Origin of the sequence: Shinella granuli, from assembly GCF_004341885.1 — a bacterium.
GTDB lineage: Bacteria > Pseudomonadota > Alphaproteobacteria > Rhizobiales > Rhizobiaceae > Shinella > Shinella granuli.
The window spans coordinates 1-23258 of the sequence record NZ_SLVX01000040.1 but is presented as its reverse complement, the minus strand read 5'-3'; the positions used below and the strand labels follow the sequence as shown (position 1 = coordinate 23258).

The 23258-nt window shown below is 59.8% G+C and carries 21 protein-coding genes and 5 pseudogenes; 7 read left to right on the top strand and 19 right to left on the bottom strand.

Going from position 1 to position 23258, the window contains the following annotated elements:
* Positions 1-192: 192 nt before the first annotated feature.
* From EV665_RS29875 to EV665_RS29855, 6 genes and pseudogenes are all read right to left on the bottom strand, one after another.
* A pseudogene (locus EV665_RS29875) lies at positions 193-342 on the bottom strand (DUF736 family protein); the annotation flags it as partial.
* A 522-nt stretch (positions 343-864) separates the two neighbouring features.
* Complete coding sequence (locus EV665_RS32500; protein WP_162853212.1) at positions 865-1014, bottom strand: hypothetical protein; 150 nt, start codon at positions 1012-1014, stop codon at positions 865-867.
* The gene (locus tag EV665_RS29865) at positions 1011-1754 is read right to left on the bottom strand and encodes a phosphoadenosine phosphosulfate reductase domain-containing protein (RefSeq protein WP_245507877.1); all 744 of its coding nucleotides are present in this window, start codon (positions 1752-1754) and stop codon (positions 1011-1013) included. Before EV665_RS29865 ends, EV665_RS32500 begins: the two co-directional genes overlap by 4 nt.
* Positions 1755-1777: 23 nt before the next feature.
* A complete protein-coding gene (locus EV665_RS32985) occupies positions 1778-2083 on the bottom strand; it encodes a tRNA lysidine(34) synthetase (RefSeq protein ID WP_245507876.1) in 306 nt (101 codons plus the stop codon).
* A complete protein-coding gene (locus EV665_RS29860) occupies positions 2080-3009 on the bottom strand; it encodes an ArdC family protein (RefSeq protein ID WP_133036939.1) in 930 nt (309 codons plus the stop codon). Before EV665_RS29860 ends, EV665_RS32985 begins: the two co-directional genes overlap by 4 nt.
* Before the next feature lie 278 nt (positions 3010-3287).
* Complete coding sequence (locus EV665_RS29855) at positions 3288-3473, bottom strand: hypothetical protein (RefSeq protein WP_133036938.1); 186 nt, start codon at positions 3471-3473, stop codon at positions 3288-3290.
* Between the two features lie 200 nt (positions 3474-3673).
* Here EV665_RS29855 and EV665_RS29850 point away from each other — a divergent pair, with 200 nt between their 5' ends.
* On the top strand, positions 3674-4717 hold the full coding sequence (locus EV665_RS29850) for an IS110 family RNA-guided transposase (protein WP_133036937.1): 1044 nt from the start codon (positions 3674-3676) through the stop codon (positions 4715-4717).
* A 436-nt stretch (positions 4718-5153) separates the two neighbouring features.
* Here the strand turns inward: EV665_RS29850 and EV665_RS29845 are convergent, their stop codons facing one another.
* The 4 genes from EV665_RS29845 to EV665_RS29830 all read right to left on the bottom strand — a co-directional run bounded on the left by EV665_RS29845 (position 5154) and on the right by EV665_RS29830 (position 7956).
* Positions 5154-5858: an MOSC domain-containing protein gene (locus tag EV665_RS29845; protein WP_133036936.1), complete on the bottom strand. Its 705-nt coding sequence runs from the start codon at positions 5856-5858 to the stop codon at positions 5154-5156.
* The gene (locus tag EV665_RS29840) at positions 5855-6343 is read right to left on the bottom strand and encodes a redoxin family protein (protein ID WP_210234706.1); all 489 of its coding nucleotides are present in this window, start codon (positions 6341-6343) and stop codon (positions 5855-5857) included. The genes EV665_RS29845 and EV665_RS29840 overlap by 4 nt, the downstream gene beginning before the upstream one ends.
* Positions 6344-6555: 212 nt before the next feature.
* Positions 6556-7272: a hypothetical protein gene (locus EV665_RS29835; RefSeq protein WP_133036935.1), complete on the bottom strand. Its 717-nt coding sequence runs from the start codon at positions 7270-7272 to the stop codon at positions 6556-6558.
* 15 nt (positions 7273-7287) lie between these two features.
* A complete protein-coding gene (locus tag EV665_RS29830; RefSeq protein WP_133036934.1) occupies positions 7288-7956 on the bottom strand; it encodes a MarR family winged helix-turn-helix transcriptional regulator in 669 nt (222 codons plus the stop codon).
* Between the two features lie 264 nt (positions 7957-8220).
* Between EV665_RS29830 and EV665_RS33230 the strand changes: the two are divergent.
* Positions 8221-8448: pseudogene (locus tag EV665_RS33230) on the top strand (DDE-type integrase/transposase/recombinase); the annotation flags it as partial.
* A gap of 152 nt (positions 8449-8600) precedes the next feature.
* On the top strand, positions 8601-8987 hold the full coding sequence (locus EV665_RS29820; protein ID WP_133036933.1) for a winged helix-turn-helix domain-containing protein: 387 nt from the start codon (positions 8601-8603) through the stop codon (positions 8985-8987).
* 197 nt (positions 8988-9184) lie between these two features.
* Here EV665_RS29820 and EV665_RS29815 read toward each other — a convergent pair whose 3' ends face one another.
* The gene (locus EV665_RS29815) at positions 9185-10237 is read right to left on the bottom strand and encodes an IS110 family RNA-guided transposase (RefSeq protein WP_133036932.1); all 1053 of its coding nucleotides are present in this window, start codon (positions 10235-10237) and stop codon (positions 9185-9187) included.
* 30 nt (positions 10238-10267) lie between these two features.
* On the opposite strand from EV665_RS29815, the gene EV665_RS29810 reads away from it, so the two are divergent.
* Positions 10268-10906, top strand: a complete 639-nt coding sequence (locus EV665_RS29810; protein WP_380688962.1) for an IS630 family transposase — start codon at positions 10268-10270, stop codon at positions 10904-10906.
* A gap of 117 nt (positions 10907-11023) precedes the next feature.
* On the opposite strand, the gene EV665_RS29805 is transcribed toward EV665_RS29810, so the two are convergent.
* From EV665_RS29805 to EV665_RS29780, 6 genes are all read right to left on the bottom strand, one after another.
* Positions 11024-12697: a Na/Pi cotransporter family protein gene (locus tag EV665_RS29805; protein WP_133036931.1), complete on the bottom strand. Its 1674-nt coding sequence runs from the start codon at positions 12695-12697 to the stop codon at positions 11024-11026.
* Positions 12698-12722: 25 nt separating this feature from the next.
* Positions 12723-13376 carry an HAD family hydrolase gene (locus tag EV665_RS29800; protein WP_133036930.1) on the bottom strand — a complete coding sequence of 218 codons (654 nt, stop codon included), beginning with the start codon at positions 13374-13376 and terminating at the stop codon, positions 12723-12725.
* A 101-nt stretch (positions 13377-13477) separates the two neighbouring features.
* Positions 13478-14563 carry an MBL fold metallo-hydrolase gene (locus EV665_RS29795; protein ID WP_133036929.1) on the bottom strand — a complete coding sequence of 362 codons (1086 nt, stop codon included), beginning with the start codon at positions 14561-14563 and terminating at the stop codon, positions 13478-13480.
* Positions 14560-15624, bottom strand: coding sequence for an ABC transporter ATP-binding protein (locus EV665_RS29790; protein WP_245507875.1), 1065 nt, complete (start codon positions 15622-15624; stop codon positions 14560-14562). The genes EV665_RS29795 and EV665_RS29790 overlap by 4 nt, the downstream gene beginning before the upstream one ends.
* Entirely contained in the window at positions 15612-17336 is a 1725-nt protein-coding gene (locus EV665_RS29785; RefSeq protein WP_245507878.1) for an ABC transporter permease, read from the bottom strand. The genes EV665_RS29790 and EV665_RS29785 overlap by 13 nt, the downstream gene beginning before the upstream one ends.
* 1 nt (position 17337) lies before the next feature.
* The gene (locus EV665_RS29780; protein WP_133036926.1) at positions 17338-18324 is read right to left on the bottom strand and encodes an ABC transporter substrate-binding protein; all 987 of its coding nucleotides are present in this window, start codon (positions 18322-18324) and stop codon (positions 17338-17340) included.
* Between the two features lie 230 nt (positions 18325-18554).
* On the opposite strand from EV665_RS29780, the pseudogene EV665_RS29775 reads away from it, so the two are divergent.
* Both EV665_RS29775 and EV665_RS29770 read left to right on the top strand, forming a co-directional pair.
* Positions 18555-19306: pseudogene (locus EV665_RS29775) on the top strand (IS5 family transposase); the annotation flags it as partial.
* A 92-nt stretch (positions 19307-19398) separates the two neighbouring features.
* Positions 19399-20406 (top strand): IS110 family RNA-guided transposase, encoded by a 1008-nt coding sequence (locus EV665_RS29770; RefSeq protein WP_133036925.1) that lies wholly within the window; start codon positions 19399-19401, stop codon positions 20404-20406.
* A gap of 432 nt (positions 20407-20838) precedes the next feature.
* Here the strand turns inward: EV665_RS29770 and EV665_RS29765 are convergent, their stop codons facing one another.
* Entirely contained in the window at positions 20839-21717 is an 879-nt protein-coding gene (locus EV665_RS29765) for a MurR/RpiR family transcriptional regulator (RefSeq protein ID WP_162853211.1), read from the bottom strand.
* A gap of 203 nt (positions 21718-21920) precedes the next feature.
* Between EV665_RS29765 and EV665_RS33225 the strand changes: the two are divergent.
* Positions 21921-22196, top strand: a pseudogene (locus EV665_RS33225) (IS481 family transposase); the annotation flags it as partial.
* A gap of 166 nt (positions 22197-22362) precedes the next feature.
* Here the strand turns inward: EV665_RS33225 and istA are convergent.
* Positions 22363-23042, bottom strand: a pseudogene (gene istA, locus EV665_RS29750) (IS21 family transposase); the annotation flags it as partial.
* Positions 23043-23258 lie beyond the last annotated feature (216 nt).

Sequence of the window (23258 nt, the reverse complement as noted above, 5' to 3'; positions counted from 1 at the left end):
ACGCCTCCCTGGTCCAGGGCGACAAGGGCGAGCACAAGCTCATCTGGTCGCGATGAACCAGCAAGGGCGCTCCGCTCACCAGCGGGGCGCCCGGCCCGAAACCCCGGGTGTTATGTGGAGTAAAATCCGCACGAACGCCCGGAATCTAGGCACCTCACGCCGCTAACTCCGCATAACGACGTGCTACGCATAATCAACAGCTCCGCTGTAGAGGCGGAAGTGTGGACCCTTGTCGGAGGGATTGTCGACCCGCTCGATGCGCGCCTTGACGTTGAGGTTGAGAGTCTTGATCGTACCGGTGAAGCCGTTGGCGGTCGAGGTGAAGGTTCCGATGGTGGCCATGGTGACGTTCCTTATCCTGTGTTTCGGGCCGCGCCCTTCGCGGCCTCGATGGCAGTCGAAAGACCGGGGACGATCGGACCGCACCCCGCAGGGGCTGGAACGCAGTGGAGGGCGGCCGGGAGCGACTTTCTTGCCCCGCGGGGAATGGCGGCGCAGCCGGCAGGGGAAGAAAGTTGCGGATGGCCGTTGCGGGAGAACGATCGAGGCGAAGCCGGTTTACGGTCAGACATGCCAAATCGAGCCGCCGAAGGGCTGGCCTGTAAAAGGGCGTCGAAAGGAACGTTCTGGCCACAGATCAGATCGCCTCATTGGCAGCCCTTCCGCTCCCGAGATCATGACGTCGCGTCCGGTGCCTGGACCAAGCCCAGGGTTCGACCATCACCCCGACCCAGCCGCACCCGAATCTCGCCATCACGAGTGACCATAAACATGGCGGACAGATGCGGCAGACCTCCGGGAAAACCGTCGCGCGATACGCTGTCTAGGATACGAACTGATTTCCTGCACGGATAGCCCTGCCGCTCAAGTAAGGCGGTCGGGATTTGCGGCCAGCTTTCCAGTCATAGGCATGCCGATGACCAGGTCCGGATCGAACTGCCGACGCAGCGAAGGGGTCACTTCCGAAGGGAGACGTACCGCCATGGCGCGGTTCCAGCGATGGATCATGCTCATGTGCGACGCCGTTCCACCTTCGCCGCGCGTTCGGCCAAGAGTTGCGCATATCTCCCATGGACCGCATCCCGGTCGAGAGAGCGGGACTGGAAGCCGAACAGCCCCGTGACCTCCCGGCGCACGGAGGCCAAAATGTCGGCTTCCACATCGGTGAGCATCCGGGTTGGCCAGCCGCGCACATAGAGCATGGCCGGAGTGATCCGTGCTTCCGCCGCTATCCGGACTGCGGCTTTGGCCTTTGCGCGGATCAACCCGTGTCTCATGCCGTCATCAAGGTGCTGAGGCGCAACATCGCCCAACCATCTGCCACCCTGGAACGCGAAGGTGCTGGCGATCTCCAGCGCCACCATGCGGCGATAGAGATCATGCGACTCGGACTGCGCGGCGGCGGCAACAAGATCGGCACGGCTCGACATGATGCAGAAGCGGCAGGACACCCGGCTCATGCCAAAATCCGAATAGGCAGGATGCGGCCGCAATCCATGCCGGAAGATGCAGGCAAAGACGTCGTCAGCGCTCCAGTCGAGGATGGGCCGCCAGTTCCACAGGCGTCCGTCACGATCGACATCAGCGATGGCGGAGCTTGCGCGTCGGCGGCTTTCGTCACGGCGAATGCCGGTGAGATTAATCACGGCCTCGCCGGGGAACCGGCGTCGGAGCATAGCGGTGATCGGATAGGTTTTCATCTCGGACGTGCAAAAACGCATCGCGGGCGTGCTCCAGCAGGGAACCAGGGTCACCGTCGCGAGATCCTGGTAGCGCGCTACGCTCGATTGCCAACGGCTTTCCACCGTTCCATGAGGCCGCCCTTATCTCTACGAAGGACGACCAGCTCGAGACCGAGGTGGTCGGCGAGGTCTTGGCAGACGGGATGGGAGTTGCGCCATTCCACCGAGCCGAGATCGCTGTGGACCAAAAGTCGCGGACCGGCATGACCGACGCGGTCGAGATGCTCGCATACCGCAAGCGCCGAAGCCTGACTGTCCTTGCCGCCGGACACGCCGATCGCAACGGGAGAACCTGTCGCGATCAGAGCAGATATTTCTGGCATAATCGAGAGGCGCATCATGCGGCCTCACGTTCTTCGGCGGCCGCTGGCTGCAGACCATGCAGATAGTTGACCGCCCGTTGGGCGTGGGCGGCAGCCTGAAAGATGGCACGCTTGTCATCGGCCAGGACGGTCAGCCAGCTTTGGAGGTACGCTGCATGATCCGGCCGCGGCTCGAGTTCGGGAACGATCCCCAGATCGGCGCAAAGGAGCGCAGACCCGATCTCGGCACATAATTCTTCCCGCGCGCGCTCCGTCCGATCCTTGCTGTATCGGCTGAGATCACGGCCGACACGATCTGCCTTCGCCGTCCAGTGGATATGCTCATGACTGAGGATTGCGGCGTAGGAGGCAGCATCCCGGAACGTCTCGAAAGGCGGCATCTGGATGTGGTCGCTGGACGGCGCATAAAATGCCCGTGAACCGCCATGACGAAGGTCTGCCCCGGCATTGGCGAAGAACCGGTCGGCGCTTTCAATCCGCTCAACCGGATCTGTAACCGGATCAGGCCTGTGGTAATAGTGCTCTGGCAACCCCTCGATCTGCTCGACGTTGAACACGCCGTATGTGCGCAGGAAGGGAATATCCCGCTCAATCTCATCCCCGCGCGCATCGGTTTCGGTTTTGGTGAAGCGGCTGGCATAGATGACGGTGCTGCTGGTCTCACCCTTCCTGACATGGGCGCCGAGTTCGATGGCCTGCCTGAATGTCATCCAGATCGGCACGGCGTAGCCCCTTGCCGTGGCCTCCGACCACAGCAGCAGCACATTCATGCCGGAATAGGGCTCGCCATTGTGGCGCAATGGTCTGGTGATGCGGCCCGCCGCATTCCCCGCGCGCCACGGCTGCACCCAGGGTCGAACCCCCTCTCCCAACTGCGCCAGGATCTTTTCCGTGATCTTCGCATAGATATCGACCCGGGCGTTGTTCTTTTCTTTCCTGCTCATCTTCTTGAACCTTCAATTGGGAGGCCGCGCCGATCGCGGCCCCGTCACGGGGTCCGAAAGGGCGGAGCAGGAAGGCTGGCAGCGCACCCACCGGGTTCCCATTGCACTTGTGCGATGGGGTGGGTCTCAGGGCCGCAGCGAAGCGGAGGACGGCAAAGCCGTTGCGCGGACTGCCCGGCTCCGCCAGGACCTTGCACCGGACGGGGCCGAGAGCGGCGACGAACAGGAAAAAGGCGGCGCTGGGCGCCGCCTGGACCGTAGTTGGAAGCCTGCCCGGTTCAATGAACCGAGCGGGCTCCAAGGTGGGGATCATATTCGTAGAGTGCTTCAACTTCGGCGTCTTCGACCTCGTCGGCGGGCAGCACGCCATATTCGTCGTCGGAGCGAAAGAGGATGACCGGGGTCATCAGGGTGCGGGCGAGGTTCCAGGCGTGCTTCTGGGCGAGTTCGAGATTGTGCGACATCTGAGGCTCCATCCTTGGAGCGGGCCATTCCCGCTCGATGGCTCCGTCAGTGTCCGGCTCCGGGCGCGATCACCGCAAAGGCGAAGCCGGCGCGGCCGCAGCTTGCTAGCGGACCCTTGATGAGGTGGAACGGCCCGCTCCGACAGCATCAAAGTGCTAACGTGGTCGTTGTTGTAAACGCCACAAGGAGGGACCGTTCCGTGAAAGATGTTACCACTATTGGACTGGACTTGGCGAAGCACGTTTTCCAAGCCTTTGGCGCGGATGCTGACGGGACGCCGCTTTTCAACCGAAAGCTACGTCGCGCCGAGGTTCTGCGCTTCTTCGAGAAATTGCCGCCGTGCATGGTCGGGATGGAAGCATGCGCGAGTGCCCACTACTGGGCGCGCGAGATTGCAGCTTTCGGCCATGACGTCAGACTGCTTCCACCTCAATACGTGAAGCCGTTCGTCAAGCGTGGCAAGACCGATGCTGCCGATGCAGAGGCCATCAGTGAAGCGGTGACGCGAAAGACCATGCGGTTCGTCCCGGTCAAGACGGCTGAGCAACAGGCAGCCGTTATGGTGCTCAAGACGCGTGCATTGCTCGTCCGCCAGAGAACCCAGGCGATCAACGCGCTGCGCGCACATATGGGCGAGTTGGGCATCATCGCTCCAATTGGGATCGCCAACGTCAAGGGGCTGGCCGTGATCATCCGGGATGAGGCTGATAGTCGCTTGCCAGCGGCCGCGCGTTTTGCTCTCACGGAGATGGTCGAACAGATTGAGCTCCTAGCCACGCGGATTGAAAGACTTGAGCGTGAGATCGTTGTCCAGGCCAGGCAAGACACCGACATGCGTCGCCTCGCGACGATACCTGGCGTCGGGGCCATTATTGCGATGGCCGTCAAAGCGCTCGTTCCTGATCCCGGCGGCTTCAAATCGGCTCGGCACTTTGCTGCCTGGATAGGTCTGACACCAAAGGCCCATTCGAGCGGCGGCAAGGAGCGCCTGGGGCGCATCTCCAAGATGGGCAATCCGGAGTTGCGATCGCTGCTTGTGACTGGGGCCGCATCCGTCCTTCGCCATGTGCGAGCTGACGACAAGGCGCGGCCATGGCTGAAAGACTTGCTTGGCAGACGCCCCTTCAAGGTCGTGGCGGTTGCGCTGGCCAACAAGACGGCACGGATGATCTGGGCTTTGTTGACCAGAGGTGGAGTATACCGCAACCCAATGGTAACAAGGGCGAACGAGGTCCCGGCTTAAGGATCCCGACCGTCCGTACGAGCTGACCGGCGAGGGCCGGCAGAAGCGAGGTGCATAAGCAGACGATGAATCCACGGGACGAAATCCCGAAACAGGACAGGCCGAAACCCGTGACGCGCACAAAGCGCGCCCCCTTGATCCAGCCACCTGCTTCGCGAATTTCATCGAGGCCAGCGGTCATGTGCCGCGCAGAAAGGCCGGACATATGACCGCACCGTCCTCATGTGGTGAAATCGACTGAAAAAGCATCCTTGCACCGCGGGCCGTTCCACATATTATGGGTTGATCGTGGAAGATCCGGAGCCGGACCAGGAAAGCCATCACGAGAGAGCGGGATTGGGTTGCTTCCGGTGCCCGACCCGTGATGTTTCAATCGGTCTCCGCAGACGCAAGATATTGGACCCCGGCCTCCTGCCCCATTCAGGCTCGTCGGCGTTCAGCCGATGCGTTTGCGTTCCCGCCCGGTCAGCCGTGACGTCCAGTCCTCTACGGATCCGGTCTCCAGCCGCCGCCGCGCATGACGCCTCCAGCCCTCGGCAAGTTGGGGCAGTTCCGCCAATGCCTCGAGTTCGCAGCGATTGAGGGTATCGACGTAGAATACCCGCCATATCCGGCTGATCGCCCAGTCCGGCGCGGAACGATGGATGCGTTCAAGCCGGCTGTCTGGCGACACGTGGCCCGGTTGCAGCACCCGATAATACCAGCCGGTGCGCCCCGTTGCCTGGACACGGCGCGCCATGTCCGGCTGTGCGAAGCGTTCATTGAGCTTCCAGCAGGGCTGGCGTCCCTGGCTGACTTCGATCACGGCACTGCCGAGTGTGAACACGTCCCCCACGGCGACATCGTCTTCCAGGAGACCGAGTGTCGCGAGGTTTTCGCCAAAGGCGCCGGGCGCGCCGAACACATCGCGGGGGCCGATTTCTGCGACCCATGCAGGATAGTGATCGAGCGCATAGTGATGAAGGGCCTTTTCGGGCCCGCCATGATGTCTAGTGTCGCCCTGGGCATCTCCGGCAAGCCCGAGCAGGCCCAAAGAAATCGGCCGATCAACCTGTGTCTTGGCGATGCCACTTGGCACGTCGCGCGGGCCGAGAGGCCGCACATCACCGACGAGTAAGCCCTGAAGCGGAAAGCCGGTCATTGCGAAACCTGTGATGTTGCCAACGCCATTGCAATCCTGGCGCCCATGACGAGATCCTCCTCGACACCGAAGCTTTGATGCAAAACTACGCCATCGCGCCCGATCAGCACCGAGGATGGCGTGCCCTGAAACGCATAACGCCGCATCGTGACGGGAATGGGAGATTGATCATCGGCGAGGTCAACGGCGACCGGGGAAGCGAGGCGATATTCATGCAGGAAGGCGCGAAGTGTCACCGGCGACATCGCATCATGATGCTCGAAGACGGTATGGATGCCGATGATCTGCAGATCGGTTTGCGCAAAGGCGCGTTCGATGCGCTGCACCTGCGGAATGGCGTGTGCGACGCAGCCGGGGCAGAGTAGCTGGAAAGCATGGAGCAGCACGACCCGACCGCGAAGGGCTTCGAGGGTCAGCGGCTCTGGCGTATTGAACCACTCGCTGACGGCAAGTTCGGGGGCGATGGGCAGATCGGGCAGCGCCATGGTTGGCCTTTCAAAGATGGGACCGGCTCGCCAAGGCGAACTGCTCCTGTTGTCAGGCCGCGCAGGTCAGCTTCACGGCTGTTGCGTCACTTGTATCGATCAGGGTAATTCTAGCCATGTTTCTTCTCTTCATGCTTGGAGGGGTGAAACCGCCGGTTCGTCGATGGCAGTCGGCGAACCGGCACTTGCTGATAGCGTCGCAGCGACGCCGATCAATTCGCCGGCGCGACCTTGCCCGGCAGGCTCAAATCGCCCGAAGCGACCTTGAACACATTGTCGACGCACAGAAGCGGAGCATGCAGGTTCGCATTGACCTTGAGGCCGGCGGTGACGCCGTCAAACGAGGCATTGGCGATGCCGCCGATCAGCGCGACGGGAATGCTCACCGCCACGGTGTCGCCGGTAAAATCCGTCGGATATTCGGGGCTGTCGATGAGCAGCGGCACGTTTGGCCAGGTCGGCGGAACTCTGGGCGTAGTACCCTCCGGAATGTCGTGGACCTTGAGGCCACCCGGACATGCGGCATCCTCACCAAGCACCACCCAATGCGGATGCCAGACATGGCGGTTCTTCCCGCCATAGGCGGCATCGTCGAAATCAGGATGGAAGGTAACGGCCAGCGCCACAATCCCCTGATCGCTGTCGAACCCGATATCGCCACTGTTGAGCGTGGTCGGCCAAACATAGGCATAGACGCTCGATCCCTCGAATTTGCCGGTGGCATCCGGCTTGTCGATGCCGGCCTCGCCGCGCACGCGCGTGGTGAAGATCGCATTGTCACCTTGGGTGACAATGCTGGTTTCGATGATGTCGAACGAGGCCATGATGGCGTCGGACGGTTCGGCCTTGATGGCATTGTCGTGAGCATAGCCCGGCACGGCTGACAGCGCCGCGCTCAGCCCTGCTGCCACGAGAGATATTCGGTACATCTGGTTTCTCCTTCTTCAATCGCCTGGAGGCTGGGGGGACCGATCCTTTTCAAACACCATCCAGGTGGCAGCCCGGATGGAAGGATCAGCGGTTTCGTGGTCGCGACAATCGATCCGCAGATCCTGCTGGCCGAAGGCCGCGTCGACGAAATTGCAGTGATGCGGGCGCGCCGCATCCGTGTGGGCATAGGGCCGGAAATGCCGGCAGCTGACGCACATGCGCTGAATGGGAATGGAACCCTGCTCCTGAAGCTGGCGGATCACGGAGATGAGTTGCACCAGCAACTGCTCCTGATCCTCGTCTTCGAGCGCTGCTGTCGCTCTTGCCACTGCACCGGGGGCCGCGTCACCGCTCCTGACTGCATCTCTGCCCGCACCAGTGATGACAACGCGCACGGCACGGCCATCGGCTGGGTCGCCGCGCTTTTCGACCAGCGTCTTGCGTTCGAGCGCGAGGATGGAATCGGTGGTGGTCGGCTGCGAGACGCCGAGCAGCAGCGCCAGTTCCTTGACCCCCATGCCACCATCGCGGGTATCGAGAGCGCGGAGAATGGCAAGTTGTGTCGGGTTCAGGCCGACGGTCTGGGCGCGTACCCAATCGTCGGATTTCAACGCCGTGGCGATGCGCTCAAGACCTTCAACAATACGGGCATGTACCGGCGGTACGACATGAGGTGTGTCCATGCGACAGCTTAGATAGGATTCCTATTTATCGTCAAGAGTGTTGGTGATGAGTGATTATGGGCGGAGCCGAAGCTCCGCCCGACCCGGCTCAGCCGAGTGCCGACATTTGCAACTCGGCCGCCTTGCGATCGACGGTCTGGCCGTCTGGCTGGAAGACAAGAGCGATCAGTGCCGCTGGTTGCCGAGATGCAAACTTGGCTCACCCATCACCGCGCCCGCGTCGCCACTAAATCGCCGCTTGGCGAGGCCCTGAACTACATCGCCAAGCCGATCGAAATCCGCAAGAGTAAATACCTGAACAACCGGATCGAGCAGGATCATCGGCGCATCAAGCGCCGCGTCCGGCCAATGCTTGGCTTCAAATCACTGACTTCAGCCGCGATCATCCTGTCCGGCATCGAGATGGTCCACATGATGCGCAAGCGACAGGCGAGATACGCCTACAATCCGAATCCTTCCCTGGCCGAACAGTTCGCAATTCTTGCCGCATAATTGGCCGGGCATCGGGCCTCTTTGCGCTTCCAGTTAGTCGTTGCAACAGAACCGTTCGAAAACCGAGCCGCTAGAGCATGTCGCGTCTGACTTGATTCAGGATTCCCATTTGATGTTCGGGGTGATTCATTGTGGTTCGAAGGAGAACTACGATGGGCAAGCCTTTACCGATGGCGTTGCGTGAACGTGTTTGTGCGTTTGTGGAAGAGGGTCACGGGCACCGGGAAGCGGCTCGGCATTTCCGTGTGTCTGCGCGTTTCGTGAACGAGTTGATGAAGCGACGCCGTGAAACTGGTTCACTGGTGCCGCGCCGTCAGGGTCATGCTCCGGGCACCGGCAAGCTTGCGCCGCACGTTGCCTTCGTGCGGGCGCTGATGGCGGCGTCAGGAGAACTGACGCTGGACGAATTACGTGCCGCACTTGAGGCGCGCGGGGTGTTGGTTCACCGCTCCAGTGTCGGTCGCCTTCTGCACCGCCTCGGGCTCAGCCATAAAAAAATGTATGACCCGCCCTGTCCGTGCAAGGTCGTTTTGTGTTGACGGTGCCAGTCTGCACAAATGTATCCGGCCTCTCGCGAGTGGGCCGCTGTTGCGGCCAGGCCATGATGAGATCCGCGCGTATCGTTCCCAATTAAATGCTTCGGGCTTGCAGCCCGTTTTTTTGACAGGGCTTACGACACGCTGATCAACTGTCTCGTCATCACGTTCACGAACCTCGCAGTTCAAACCGGCATGGATCAGCCGAAGGCTGGATCCCGCCGCTCGTAGCTCGCTCCGGCCTTGGTCATCACCACCCACACGATGCGGGCAATCTTTGCGGCCAGAGCGACGGTGACCTTATTCCTGTGCATTCGGGCTTCGAGGGCATTCAGCCAAGGGCCGAGGCGATCCCGGCTTCGATCGAGATGCACCACACAGGATCGCGCGCCGTGGATCATCATACGTCGCAGATACTTGTTCCCGCGCTTGGAGATGCCGAGCAACGTCGTTTTGCCACCCGTGGAGTACTCCCGCGGAACCAGCCCCAGCCAGGCCGCGAGATCACGGGCTTTCCTGAACTGCCGACCAGACCCGGCGGCCGCGAGCAAGGCGGTTGCCGTCAGAGGTCCGATGCCGGGAATGCTCATCAGCCGGCGGGCCGTGTCGCTTCGTGCGGCGACTGCCTCGATCTCCCGATTGACGCGGGCGATACGGCGCTCAATGTCGGCCAGTTCATCAAGCACCTCGCTGAGAATGTCTCGCATGCCGGGTGTCAGGTCATTGCTCTCGTCGGCAAGGATCCGAGGCATGTCGGCCTTGAATTTCCCCGCACCTTGATGGATGGCGATGCCGTACTCGAGGCAGAAGGCACGCATCTGACTGATCAATCGCGTCCGCTGGGCGATCATACGATCACGCACCCGATGCAGTGCCTGCAGATCGACCTGTTCCGGAGTCCTGATCGCAACGAAGCGCATGGTCGGCCTGGTTACTGCTTCGGCGATCGCTTCCGCGTCGATGATGTCATTCTTGTTCGACTTTACATACGGCTTCACGAACTGGGCCGGGACGATCCTGACCGTGTGGCCCAGCGTTACAAGCTTGCGGGCTAGCCACTGCGAGCCGGGACAGGCCTCCATGCCGACCAGAACTGGTGCTGCACGCGCGAAGAACTGTAGCAGGGTCTCGCGCCGGAACGTTACCTTCTGGATTGGAGCACCAACTGCATCGAGCCCGACCACGTGGAATACGTTCTTGCCAATGTCGATACCGAACACGGCCGCGTCTTTGGGACTGTTGTACGCCTTCATTGCACTCCTCCTGTTCGAACCCCGAATATTGTGCAGAAGACAGGGCGGGTCATCCCATTAACGCTGCAGGCCAGCGAGCAAGAGCGGCCCGACATTCGTGAGGCGCGCGAGATGTGGATCAGGCGGCGAAAGCGTTTCTTCGCCAACGCCTTGCCGCGCCTGATCTTCATCGATGAGACGTCGACCAATACAAAGCTGACCAAGCGCACCGGATGGTCGCCGAAAGGCGAGCGCTACAGGACGCATGCCCCGTTCGGTCAATGGCGCACGCAGACCTTTATCGCCGGCCTGCGTTGCCACGGCATGGTCGCGCCGTGGATCATCGATGCACCGATGAATGCCCGGCGCTTCGAGACCTGGATCAAGACCCAACTGGCTCCCGAGCTTCAGCCTGGCGACGTCGTCATCCTCGACAATGTTGCCTTCCACAAGAGCGAGCGCGCCGCCGCGCTGGTGCGCGAGCGGGGTGCCTGGCTGCTCTTCCTGCCGCCATACTCGCCCGACCTGAACCCGATCGAGATGGCCTTCTCCAAACTGAAAGCGCTGCTTCGGAAGAAAGCAGCAAGAAGCTTCGACGCCTTATGCGAGGCCCTTGGCGAGATCTGTGACCTCTTCGATCCCAACCAGTGCCGCAATTTCTTCAAGGCCGCCGGATACGAGGCCAATTAAACGCGACATGCTTTAAATAAGCAAATGCCTCTCCACTAAAGCGGGGCAAGTCCAAACAGTGCCATGACGCCTCAGTGCTAGGCGACACTCCCGCGAAGCGGGTTCGTGCACGATCCGTTAAACTGCCTCCGGCTCCAGTGTGAGGCGCGTGCCGCCGAGCATGCCGCGCTCTTTCAGCACGGGATAGGCTAGTGACGCCAGCAGGGAGTTGATCTGCTTGAGGTCGCGGATGGTATCGAGATGAAGCGAGCTTGTCTCGATGCTTTTCTTGGTATTGTCGCGCAGCCGGTCAAAGTGGCGATGGCGTGTATGACGCTCGATCTCGCGCAGGCGGTCTTTCTCCTGGACCAGTTGCAGGGCAATGTCCGCATCGCGGCTGATCAAGACGTTGAACGCGAGTCTGGCGCTGGAAAGAACCGAGGCATGGAGCGAGCTGAGTTCCTGCCAGCCTTCCGGCGTGAATGTCAGGCCCCGTTCCAGCTTCTTGTGGATATGCACCACCATGTTGCGGGTGATGATGTCGCCCACCTGCTCCAGCGCCACGCAGGCCTCAAGCAATTCATGCGTGCGTCGCGTTTCCGTTTCGCTCATTTGCTCGGGCGGTATTTTAGCGAGATAAAGCTTGATGGAGGCATGTTTGCGGTCAACCTTGTCGTCCAGTTCCGCCAGCGCATCAATGCCGGGCCGGTCAGGCTGGTCGTACAGTTCCATGACATTCTTGAGCATCACCTCAAGCGTTTCGCACATGCCGACGACCGCGCGGGTGACATTGGCAAGCGCCCGCGACGGTACATCCAGAGCAGCAGGATCAAGGGCACTGGCTTCCCGCTCGGCCAGAAGTTCTCCAACCTGCGGGTTGTTTCCGGAAAGCCATTTGGCAATCTGTCGGTGCACCAGGGGTGCAAGTGGCAGACCGACGATGATCAGGCCAAGGTTGAACGCGATGTGGGCGTGAACGACCTGAAGGGCCGGCGTAGAGCCCAGCATCTCAACAGGCAGTCTGAACAGGGAGATGCCAGCCAGCACGATGACGGCAAAGATGCCACGCATGACAAGGTTGCTCAGCGGAACACTTCGGCTGGGCGCAGGCATGGTTCTGGACAGAAGCGCTGCGATGAGACCGCCGCCGAGGTTTGCGCCCAGGATCATGACCACGCCGAGTTCCACCGGCATCAGCTCCCGTGACGCCAGCGCGGCGACAAGCAGAATGAAGGCCACGCTGGAATGGAAAAGCCAGGTTGCAATGGCCGCAATCAGGAACGCGGTGACAACATCACTCGACAGATAGTTGATAATGACCGGCAGGATGTGGCTTTCGCGCAAGGGTTCGGACGCAAGGCCGATCAACTGAAGCGAAAGAAGCAGGAGGCCAACGCCCACCAGAATGCGCCCGAACTGTTTCCATATCCGGTTTTCCGTCACCAGAAATATTGTCGTGCCGGCAAAGGTCGCAATGGGAACGAGAAGCGAGAGATCGAAGCTCAAAAGCCGCACGACCAGAGCCGAGCCCAGATCAGCTCCGAGCACCGCAATCAGGCCGGACGAACCGCCCACTATCCCCGACCCCACGAAAGAACCCACCAGAATAGATACGGCAGTGGCGCTTTGGAAGCAGATGGCAAGAAGGGCGCCAGCCAGGGTGGCGATGATCGGGTTTGACAGCGTGTTTCGAAGCTTGCGTCGAAGCACGTCTCCATAGGCTCTTTCGACGCCCGTTCTCACCATACGGGTCGCCCAAAGCAACAGCGCGATTGCACCGGCAAGATGAATGAGGACGACCGAGCCTGACATTGAAACACCTCTTTTCAAATCTTCCTTACTGGAGGTTTTTGACCGCAGACGGAAGTTCTTCGAATTTTTCTATTACCTGGTCAGCTGTAACGGAATCATCATCACGGTTGAAAGCGATGGTATGAAGACCAAGTTTTTTCGCCCCGACCAATTCCGATTTCGCATGTCCCACAAATGCCGCTTCCTCCGGGTATAAGTCAAAGGGAGCAAGCGCTGTCAGGTATATTCCCGGATTGGGTTTAATCAGCTTCAATTCGCAGGATGTCGCAAAACTGTCCCATAAGTTTTCGATACCTTCCTTTGAAAACCAGCCATGTTTTACCAGTGTACTGTCAAAAGTATTCGTTACGATACCCAGCTTGAAGCCCTGCTCCTTCAAAAGGTGAAGGGTTTCCACAACGCCGGGGAAATATTCTACCTTTGCCTGAGCCTCTTCCAGAATACGTAGCCCTTCTTCCCGATATTCTTCCGGCAGACCACTACGGACCATGATTTCGGTAAAAAATTCCTCTCGCGTAATATCTCCGCGATAACCGGCGAGGCGAATATCCTTCATTTCCTGCGAATGAAGATCAATCTGGGTAAGACCCAGATTTGCGAGAAAGGCAGGAAGACCGCTCAAATCGCGACGACGGCGATAGATGATGTCTCCTGCGTCGAATAGGACAGCTTTGATCACGTTAACAAACCTCGATTTTAGAATAAGTGATGTCCTCCGGCGGTGATGCGCCAGTCAGACTTCCTCGTCATTTTTCAGTATTAGAAGTGCTTCAGGTGTCTTCAGGTGATGGCAACGGCATGACCCTCCATCTCGAACGGTGCCGGGCAGGCAGATCGCAACTGTTGGAGCCGATCCGGCGGTGCAAAGGCGGGAATGATGCGATCGGGGCGAACCGCATCAATCAGCGCCCGTGTTTCGGCGAGGCCGGGATGCACATTCCAGCGGATCACCTCGGCGCGCCCGCTGCCCACCAACTTTTCAGCCGGACTACCATTGGGTAAATGTCCGGTGAAAATGAAGCCGACGTCCTCGCCATCCTGCCAGCGCTCCAGAAGCGCCTTGACAAGTGGCAGGCTGCCGGATGCACCGGCAACAATCATGGCCTGAGCGGGGACGCTATCGGCATGGACGGTGCAAAATGCGGCCAGCAGTTGTTCAAGCTGTTCCTTCACGCCGAGCCTTAGAGAGTCCGGAAAAGCAATGAGACGCCGGATGGATTGCGCGGTCGCCTCGTCCAACCCGATTTCAAAGCCGCTCTCATAAAGATGGAGCGCAATTTCAGGGCCTCTTCCATCCGGTGGCGAGGGAATAAGGCATGGGCGCTTGCCGACCGCCGCCAGCAGCTCGGATTGTGCCGCCCCAACCGTTCTCTCGTCGGCACCATAGGAAGCGTCGATGATGGCGACCTTTGCATGACCCGGCATGTCATAGGCATAAAGCGGCGAAGTCTGGCAGTAATCACCTGTATAGAGAAAACCGCCGCCCAGCCTGAAATTGAGCCATACGCCGCCCGGCGCGTGGCCGGTGCGGCCTGTTTCAACCTTGATACCCAGAATGTCGCTTTCGCCCCGAAGCGGAAGCGGGGCCATGAGATCCAGACCGGCAAGGCTCTCATGGATCGCCTGCGTGGCATAAACCTTGGGATTGCCAATCCGCCCGATATGCCCAATGGCCCCTAGGTGATCGCGGTGCCCATGAGAAAGCACCAGCGCATCCACGCTACCGATCCGGTCAAAGTCAGGCAGCGCGTCATGATCCGGTCCCTGACCGAAATCGAGTAGTATCCGTCTGCCTTCAGCCTCCAGCAGGAAGCAGGCAGGCCCTTTGGCGCCGAAGCCGGAAATCGGGGTGATGGAGGCCTTCATTTGACCCCACCTTTGGACAATAGCCAGCCATCCCGCACAAGGAGCCTGACCGGCGAACCGACTGCTGGCGGAGGACCGGCGTGATCCACCCTGAAGCTCGTCTGCGCATCACCTTGCGGGGTTACGGCCAAAGTGGTGACCGGACCGCGGTAGCTATGGGTTTCCACGATGCACGGCAGTCCCTCATCGCCGGTTGAAAGCGCGAGATCGGGCGCTCTCAGGCAGGCGAGACGGCGTTCGCCGGTCACAGCCGAACCTCTGAGCAAGATCGGGCTGCCGTTGAGACTTGCCTTGACCTGCCCTGCCCCGCCCTCCAGCACCTCTACAGGGCAAACCATCCCGGAGCCCACAAACTTTGCGACCATTTCGGTTTCCGGCTCGCTGTAGAGATGGCGCGGTGCCGCAAGCTGCTCTATGCGCCCGTCACTCATCACAGCAACGCGATCCGCCAATGCCATGGCTTCTGTCTGATCGTGCGTGACATACACAAATGTCGCGCCGGTTTCGCGATGCAGGCGCGTGAATTCCTCCTGCATGGTTTCCCGCAGATGCGCATCCAGATTGGCAAGCGGCTCATCCAGAAGGATGACGCTAGGGCGCATGGCAAGGCAGCGTGCCAGCGCCACGCGCTGCCGCTGACCGCCGGAAAGCTGATGCGGCTTGCGTTCAGCCATGGCTCCAAGGCTAACCAGTTGCAGCGCGTCATTGACCCGCTTTTCTCGCTCCTGTTTGGGCAGGCGGCGAAGACGAAGCGCAAAGCCTACATTATCCGCCACAGTCATATGTGGCCAGAGCGCGTAGGACTGGAAGACCATGCCAATGCCGCGCTTTTCCGGCTGGATAATGCCGGTTTCGTCGGCAACGATGGTATCGCCAATGCGGATGCGGCCTGTCGTGGGGCTTTCAAAACCGGCAATCAGACGCAAAAGCGTGGTCTTGCCGCAGCCGGATGGGCCGAGCAGCGCCAGAAACTCCCCCTTGGCCACGCTGAAATCGATATTCTTCAGGGCTGTATGCGCACCGAAGGTTTTGGACAGTGACTTGAATTCTAGGCTCGCCACGGAATTGCTCCTTCCGGCAGGTACCGGCCAAACAGGCTGATGATGAGGGCAAGGCCGATGGTGACGGCCAGTGCGAGGCATGCGAGCGCGTTGGCGGCGGGCGAATTTCCTTCATAGTGGAACATGAAGATCGACACGCCGATCGTCTCGTTTCCCGACGACCAGAGAAGCGCCGAGACCGTCAGCTCGTTGAACGCCGCCATGAAGATAAGCAAAGCGCCAGCCGCCGCCGCCGGTGCCAGGACCGGCAGAATGATGGAACGGATGCGGCGGAAGACGTGCGCACCGGCCATCTGGCCCGCTTCATCTATGGCCTTGTCGAGAAGTTCGGCTCCGGCAATGACGGGCCTGAGCCCGAGCGACAGGAAGCGTGCGAGATAGGCAAAGACGAGAATGCCCATTGTGCCGTAGAGGCTGACCTGAATGAGCGGCAACGGGCGCAGGAGTACGAGTATGACGCCGATCGCTACCACCGTTCCCGGCACCGCATAGGGCAGGTCTGCAATCATCTCCAGCGCACGGGCAAAGGGCCTCTGGCGCACCGCCGCAAAATAGGCAATTGGCAGCGCGATGGAGATGCTGGCGACCGACGTTATGATGGCGAGCATGAAGCTGTTGGAAAACGCCCGGACGACAGCTTCACTGGAAAGAACCAGCCGGTAATGATCAAGCGTTGCGGTTACGAAGTCCAGCGGCACGCCGATGGCCTTGGAAATGGATGCACTGAACAGTGCGACCAGCGGCAGAATGGAAATGACCATCAGCAAGCTCCAGAGGATGGTGGAGACCGGCATCCGCCAGACACCCAGCGAAAATCCCTGGAACCTTGCAGAGGACATATCGGTCTTGGAGGCCATGCGCCCAGCCAACCACGCACGGATCGCCAGACCGATGATGGCCAGCACCGCAAGAATAAGGGAAAGCGCTGCAGTTTCACCCAGCGCACTGGCACCAAAGCCCTGAAGTCTTTGATAGATTAAGGTCGTCAGAACCGGATAGCGACCCGGAATGCCCAAGACAGCGGGCGTGCCGAAATTGGCAATCGACGAAATAAACGAGAGCGTTATCCCCGCCAGAATGGCAGGCACCATGAGAGGCAAGATGATGGACCACAGCACCCGGCCGGGTGCTGCACCGGCAAGTCTTGCGCTTTCCACAAGATCGCTCGGCACCGAATTCAGACCCGCGCGAATGGCGAGGTAAACCAGCGGCGCATGTTCAATACCCATGACCAGAATGATGCCTTCGCGCGAATAGAGCGGGTTTGTCGTGCCCGGTTCGGCGGCAAGACCGAAAAGCGACATCAGGGCGCTGGAAGGCGCCATGAGCTCCACCCAGGCCAGCGCGGTGATCTGCGGAGGAATGAGCATGGGCAGCATCAGGGTAAACGTCGCCAGCGCCTTGGCGCGAACATCGGTCAGCACGATAGCCAGCGCTATCCCCGTGCCGAGGATGACCGACACAATGACGGACAGAACGCTAACCTCAATCGTGTGCCAGAGGGCACGCTGCGTCGACGGGCTTTTCCATTGATCCAACAGCAGTCCGAGCGGCTCGCCCGATTTTCCGGCGGAAAAAGCTTCCCAAAGGAGACGCGTCAGCGGAAAGAGGGCAAAAACGCCAATATAAAGCGCCGCGAGGATCAGCACGGCGCCTTCAAGAGACACCGTGCCTTGCGAACGGCGTAGCGGAACGTAGCCGCCAGCAGTCATGTCAGCCACCGAAATGCTCCGAGAATTGGCGCTTGTTGGCTTCGTCCTTCTCCAGCAGAATATTCAGGTCCACCTGCATCAGCTTGACCGAACCGAGCGGCGGATAGCCCTTGGGTTGTTCTATGCTGCTGACGGCGGGGTAATAGCCCTGTGATACGGCCATTTTCTGCGCAGGCTCGGAAAGCTGCCAATCCACAAAGGCTTTTGCAGCCTCCTGATTCTGCGAGGATTTCAGAATAGCGACCGGCTGGGACATGACGGTTACACCTTCCTTCGGAAAGACGAAATCGACTGGCGACCCCTTGGCCTTGGCGCTGAACGCCATGTAATCGATAATGATGCCATAGGCCTTTTCGCCGCGGGCTACGGCTTCCATCACAGCGCCATTGCCATTGGCCGCAACCGCCTTGTTATCGGCCAGGGCTTCGTAATATTTCCAGCCGAATTCGGGCTGCTGAACCAGCGTGCCGACATTCATGGCCGCAGCACCGGAGTAAAGCGGGCTTGGCAGAATGGTCTTGGCGGCAATCTCGGGCTTCGACATCTCCGCCCAGGATGAAGGCGGCGTCTTGACGAGATTGGTGTTGTAAATCAGCCCCGTCGTGATCAGGCGTGTGCCGAAAAACGTCTTGTCCGCGTCGATCAGCGCCTTGGGAAGGCCGTCGACCTTGGCTTCGGCGTAAGGCAGAAGCATTCCGGCCTTCTTGAGCTGGCTCATCGATACTTCGTCGGCCAGAAGCACGACATCAGCCTTGGCATTGCCGGCCGTCGTTTCGGCCTGCAATTTGGTCATGATTTCCGTCGTACCGGAGCGGAAAATCTCCACCTTGACCTTGGGATGCACCTTGGCAAACCCGTCCAGCGCAGCTGTGACCTGTGCGTTAGGCTGGGATGTATAAAGGGTAATCGTTCCACCTGGCTCAGCCTGGGCGGCAACGCTCGCCAACATCCAGGATGTGAGCGAGAGAGCAAGAGTCTTCTTCCACATGACATTTCCTCCACAAGATCGGGTGACCTCTCCACAGGCCATCCTCCCGGATCTTCAGGAAGCCATACACCCCCATCGCGGCAGTGTCTACTGCGTTTTTTGCATTTATGCAGCATACACTGCATTTTTGACGCAAATCATGGCAGAGGCTGCCTAGGTCACATACCCACAAACAGGATTTCCTTGGGTGGAGTCTTCTGATTCACTGACCTCCGATATGGAGGTTGGTGATGGCACGTTTTGATCTGACGGATTTCGAGTGGTCGGTGATCCAGCCGCTATTGCCGACGAAGGTGCGCGGCGTGCCGCGCGTCGATGACCGGCGAGTTCTGAACGGCATCTTCTGGCGGTTGCGTACCGGAGCGCCGTGGGCTGACATTCCCGCGCGTTACGGTCCTCACACGACCTGCGTCAACCGCTTCAACCGATGGCGCAGGGCAGGTCACTGGGCGCGTATTCTGCAAGCCGTTTCAGCCGCTTACGATGGTGATGTGCAGATGATCGACTCGTCGTCGATCCGCGTCCACCAGCATGCCGCCAACGGTCAAAAAAAGATCAGCGATCCCGTTGCATGGGTCGCTCGCGCGGCGGCCTGACCACCAAGATCCATGCACTTGTCGATGCCGAAGGCCGCCCGATCCGGCTCAAGCTGAGCGAGGGGCAGGCTCATGACGGGCGCTCGGCCATCGACATGTTCGAAACGCTCGAGGCCGGGCACATCCTGCTCGCCGACCGCGCCTATGACAGCGACGCTTTACGCAACACGATGGCTGAACGCGGCGCCTGGGCCAACATCCGCGCCATGCCCAAACGGGTCAAAACATTCCCGTTCAGCCCATGGGTCTACCGGCAGCGAAACGCCGTCGAGCGCTTCTTCAATAAACTCAAACACTTCAGAGCCGTCGCCACTCGATACGACAAGCGCGACGACAATTTCCTCGCATCCGTCCAACTCGCGTCAATCCGCATATGGCTGCGAACTTATGAGTCATCGGGTAATTTGTGGCCGCTTCTCTCGGAGCTGAAAGATGGCTCACACTTCCGGCTGTCGAAAACTGAAGGAAGGAAGCAGCCATGAAACATTATGCCGGACTGGACCTGTCGATGGAAACCACGCAGGTCTGCATTGTCGATGAAAGCGGTAGGAAGATCGCCTCGATGAAGGTCGAGAGCGCTCCCGACATGATCGCACATGCATTGCGTGAAGCTGGCGGCGTCGAACGTGCGGTGATCGAAACCGGTCGCATGTCGCCGGCAATCTGCCATGGGTTACGGGATCTGGGCATTCCCGTCATCTGCATCGATGCACGGCAGGCGCATCAGAGTCTGAAGGCATTGAAGGCGAACAAGACCGATCCTCATGACGCAGCCGGTCTGGCGCAATTGGCCAGAACCGGCTTCTACAAGGAGGTGTACGTCAAATCCCCCGCCGCCCATGGCGTGCGGAGCGTCATCACGACCCGCAACCACCTGGTCGAATCCCGGGTGCGGCTCGACAACATGATCCGCGGCCTGTGCGCGACCTTCGGCTTCAAGCCCGGTCCCGGTCAGGGCAAGGCTTTTATCGACCGCGTGATGGAGGCCGCCAACATACCCGGCCTCGGCCAGAGCATCACCGCGCTGCTTGCAGTGAGAACTGGGTTGATGAAGCAGATCAAGGAAATGGATCTGGTGCTGCGTGAGTTCGCTCACCGATCCCAATCCTGCAGGCAACTCATGAGCATCCCCGGTGTCGGCGTTCAAACCTCTGCTGCTTTTGCTGCGGCAATCGATGAAGTTGGCCGCTTCCGGCAATCGCGCACTGTCGGAGCCTACTTCGGGCTCGCCCCCAGACGTCATCAATCCGGGGAGATCGATTGGACGGGGCGCATCACCAAACAAGGCGACAGCATGTTGCGCAAACTGCTCTACGAAGCTGCCAACTCGATTCTCACGCGCAGTCGTGGCAGCTTCGCCCTCAAGGGGTGGGCCATGAAGATCGCGAAGCGGCGCGGCTTGAGAAAGGCACGCGTGGCGCTTGCTCGTCGTCTTGCCGTCATCATGCACGCCATGCTGCGCGATGGCACTTTGTTCGAAGCATGAGGTGAGATAGAATCTGATTGCCAGCGGTGAAGCCGGAAAGCTGATCCGAGGGCGGTGTCCCGTGAGGGAACGCAGGGACGAGCGATCTGCGAAGGTTACCGGATGGGCCAGAAAGCCCGCTTCGAGTCAATGCAACGTTCGGCCTTGTGAAACCCGATACAGCACGATCGCTGCTTGCAGCCATCAGTGCGGACAGATCCTTGAAACCCTCAAGGGAAACACCGCCAAGCTCTGCAAATTACAGATCGGTCACCTAGAGCGTTTCCTGTTAAAACGGAATCGCCGGACACCCTAATTCTTTGATTCTACGCATTTTCCAGACGTGAAACCGGTTCCCACTTTCACAGGAAATGCTCTGGCGTGCGAGAAACATGCTTTCGAATTGCTCGTGGCCACGTTCGTGGCCATCAGTTGCCGGATACGACGCCTTGCTCAGTCCTTGCGCAACGCCCCGCGACTTAACTTCTCCAACTCCACACGCCCATCATCCAAACCTTCAAGCGCGTCCCTTGCCTGTTGCGGCACCGCTTGCACCAGATCCAGGAGTAGCAGGTTTGCAATTGCCATTGGCACAGACAGGGTTTGCGACTGAGTTTCAGTGCCTCGTGGCGCAGCCAGCAAAATGTCGGCGGAAGGCCGTATCGATGGACCAATCATATCGGAAATCATCAGCGTTCTGACCCTGCGCCGACGACAGAATGATAGAAGTAACGGAAGCTGGGCTGGAACGCGGCGTAGCGCGAAGGAAATAACGACATCTCCCTCCTTCAGACCAGCGATCCTGTTTGGGGTATCCAGATCGATATGGTCGATCGCGCCGGCATCAAATCCCAATCGTTCCAGCCGCAGCGCCAGAAACTTCCCCAGCACCTGCGCTTGTCCACGAGCGAATATCATGATGCGATCAGCTTTTGCCAGCATGGTTGCGGCACTTTCCAAATCCGCAGCGCGCACATGGTTCGGCAATTGATGGAGCGCTTCTATCTCCGAGTGTAAAAATGCCTCGATCGACGACAGCTCACCGGCAGTCCTGATCCGGCTGAACACGCGCGAGGCGGAACTCGCCTTCTGTACATGGCCCTTGCGAAGACTCTCTCGCATTTCCAGAAAGCCATCATAGCCAAGCTTTCTGGCAAATCGGATGACCGTCGTCTGATGAACCCCGGCCCGTTCGGCGACTTCACTTGCTGTCTCGTAGGATGAGCCTAGCGGGTCGACCAGCAGCGCCTCGATAACCTGACGGTCGAGCTTGCTCAGCTTGCCGGAAAAATCTTCAACCCGCCCCCTCAGCTCCGACGAAAATTCTTCCATCCGCATATCCCGCATCGTTTATGATCAACGCACGTTCACTGCGTGATTTTAGGAGAGTAAAGCAAGTTTGAAAGGAGCGAAATGATGCTGTTCTCATCGTTATCTGAATGGCCCCGCGTTACGCCCGCAATGGCTTATCCCTCTAGGTGTTTGATCCCGGGCTTTGATGGTGCAATCTTATCCATTGAATGGAAGGAGGCACTATGGGCCAGGTTCATCATGGGAGCGCCACGACGACTGCGGCGGTCCGTCGAGCGATACAACATAGTCAAGAGAGCCTGAGGGCGCTGGCCAAGCGCTACGGCATCAACCAGAAGACCGTGGCGAAGTGGAAAAAGCGGACCTCGGTCGCCGATCTGCCGACCGGTCCACGCGAGCCGAAGTCGACGGTGCTGTCGATCGAGGACGAGGCCGTTATCGTCGCCTTCCGCCGGTACACGCTGCTGCCGCTCGACGATTGTCTCTACGCGCTCCAACCGAACCAGCTTTTCCACTGGCGCAAGCTGGCGGCACAGGGCGCGCTGACGGCGACGCGCGCCGAGGGGGAGGTTGTGGCGGCGTCGGAGTATCGCGCGCTACAGAACCAGGTGCGCGAACTGCAGCGACTGCTCGGCAAGAAGACCATGGAGGCCGAGATCCTGAAGGACGCGCTCGAAGCGGCGGCGGGCTCAAAAAAACAGATGTTGCGGTCGCTGTCATGGCCGAACGGCGGTTCCCGATGAAGGCTGTATGCGAGACACTTGGCGTCGCCCGCTCCAATGTCGCAAAGCGTTCCAGGGGACCCCGCCGAAGAAGGCGAACGCATGGATGTGGCCATCGACCCAGGCCTCCGACACTGCCGCCGGATAGGCCCGAACATAGCAGCCGTCGCTGTGCGGCAAATCGAGCACGAAGAAGTGCGCCTTCCGCTCCACACCGCCAATGACGACCATCGCCTCGCCGAAATCGGCCTGCGCATGCCCTGGCGGATGCACCAGCGGCACGAACACCTCCTGGCGACGCTGATCCCGCTCGCGCATGTAATCCTTGATGATCGTGTAGCCGCCCGTGAACCCGCACTCGCCCCGAAGACGGTCGAACACCCGCTTGGCCGTATGGCGCTGCTTGCGCGGCACCTTCATGTCCTCATCAAGCCAGTGATTGATCGTCGAAGCAAACGCATCCAGCTTAGGCCGCCGGATCGGTGACTGACGCTGATAGCCCGGCGGCGTCGAATACGACATCATCTTGGCCACGCTATCGCGCGATATGTTGAAATGCTTTGCAGCCTGACGCCGGCTCATTCCTTCAGAACAGGCCAGACGAACCTTCAGATATAGTTCCACGGTATAGATCCCCAACCCTCCTGCATTCGTCGCAGAAGGAAAATAGGTGGCCGGATTTTACACCGCCCGAAGCGGGACTATCCCGCCGCTACCGTGGTAGGTGTCGATTTACGTTTGAAACGGTTCTTCCTCACTTTGTGTGGTTAACAGACCCTTAGCATCGCACTTGCTATCTGCTGTGATGCGCACGAAATCAAAATGGTCACCCGGTCCAGG

Coding starts and splice junctions, on each gene's coding strand:
- EV665_RS32500 (WP_162853212.1), bottom strand. CDS start 1,014: ATGAGCATGATCCATCGCTGGAACCGCGCCATGGCGGTACGTCTCCCT.
- EV665_RS32985 (WP_245507876.1), bottom strand. CDS start 2,083: ATGATGCGCCTCTCGATTATGCCAGAAATATCTGCTCTGATCGCGACA.
- EV665_RS29860 (WP_133036939.1), bottom strand. CDS start 3,009: ATGAGCAGGAAAGAAAAGAACAACGCCCGGGTCGATATCTATGCGAAG.
- EV665_RS29855 (WP_133036938.1), bottom strand. CDS start 3,473: ATGTCGCACAATCTCGAACTCGCCCAGAAGCACGCCTGGAACCTCGCC.
- EV665_RS29845 (WP_133036936.1), bottom strand. CDS start 5,858: ATGACCGGCTTTCCGCTTCAGGGCTTACTCGTCGGTGATGTGCGGCCT.
- EV665_RS29840 (WP_210234706.1), bottom strand. CDS start 6,343: ATGGCGCTGCCCGATCTGCCCATCGCCCCCGAACTTGCCGTCAGCGAG.
- EV665_RS29835 (WP_133036935.1), bottom strand. CDS start 7,272: ATGTACCGAATATCTCTCGTGGCAGCAGGGCTGAGCGCGGCGCTGTCA.
- EV665_RS29830 (WP_133036934.1), bottom strand. CDS start 7,956: ATGGACACACCTCATGTCGTACCGCCGGTACATGCCCGTATTGTTGAA.
- EV665_RS29820 (WP_133036933.1), top strand. CDS start 8,601: ATGGGCAAGCCTTTACCGATGGCGTTGCGTGAACGTGTTTGTGCGTTT.
- EV665_RS29815 (WP_133036932.1), bottom strand. CDS start 10,237: ATGAAGGCGTACAACAGTCCCAAAGACGCGGCCGTGTTCGGTATCGAC.
- EV665_RS29805 (WP_133036931.1), bottom strand. CDS start 12,697: ATGTCAGGCTCGGTCGTCCTCATTCATCTTGCCGGTGCAATCGCGCTG.
- EV665_RS29795 (WP_133036929.1), bottom strand. CDS start 14,563: ATGAAGGCCTCCATCACCCCGATTTCCGGCTTCGGCGCCAAAGGGCCT.
- EV665_RS29785 (WP_245507878.1), bottom strand. CDS start 17,336: ATGACTGCTGGCGGCTACGTTCCGCTACGCCGTTCGCAAGGCACGGTG.
- EV665_RS29780 (WP_133036926.1), bottom strand. CDS start 18,324: ATGTGGAAGAAGACTCTTGCTCTCTCGCTCACATCCTGGATGTTGGCG.
- EV665_RS29770 (WP_133036925.1), top strand. CDS start 19,399: ATGAAACATTATGCCGGACTGGACCTGTCGATGGAAACCACGCAGGTC.
- EV665_RS29765 (WP_162853211.1), bottom strand. CDS start 21,717: ATGGAAGAATTTTCGTCGGAGCTGAGGGGGCGGGTTGAAGATTTTTCC.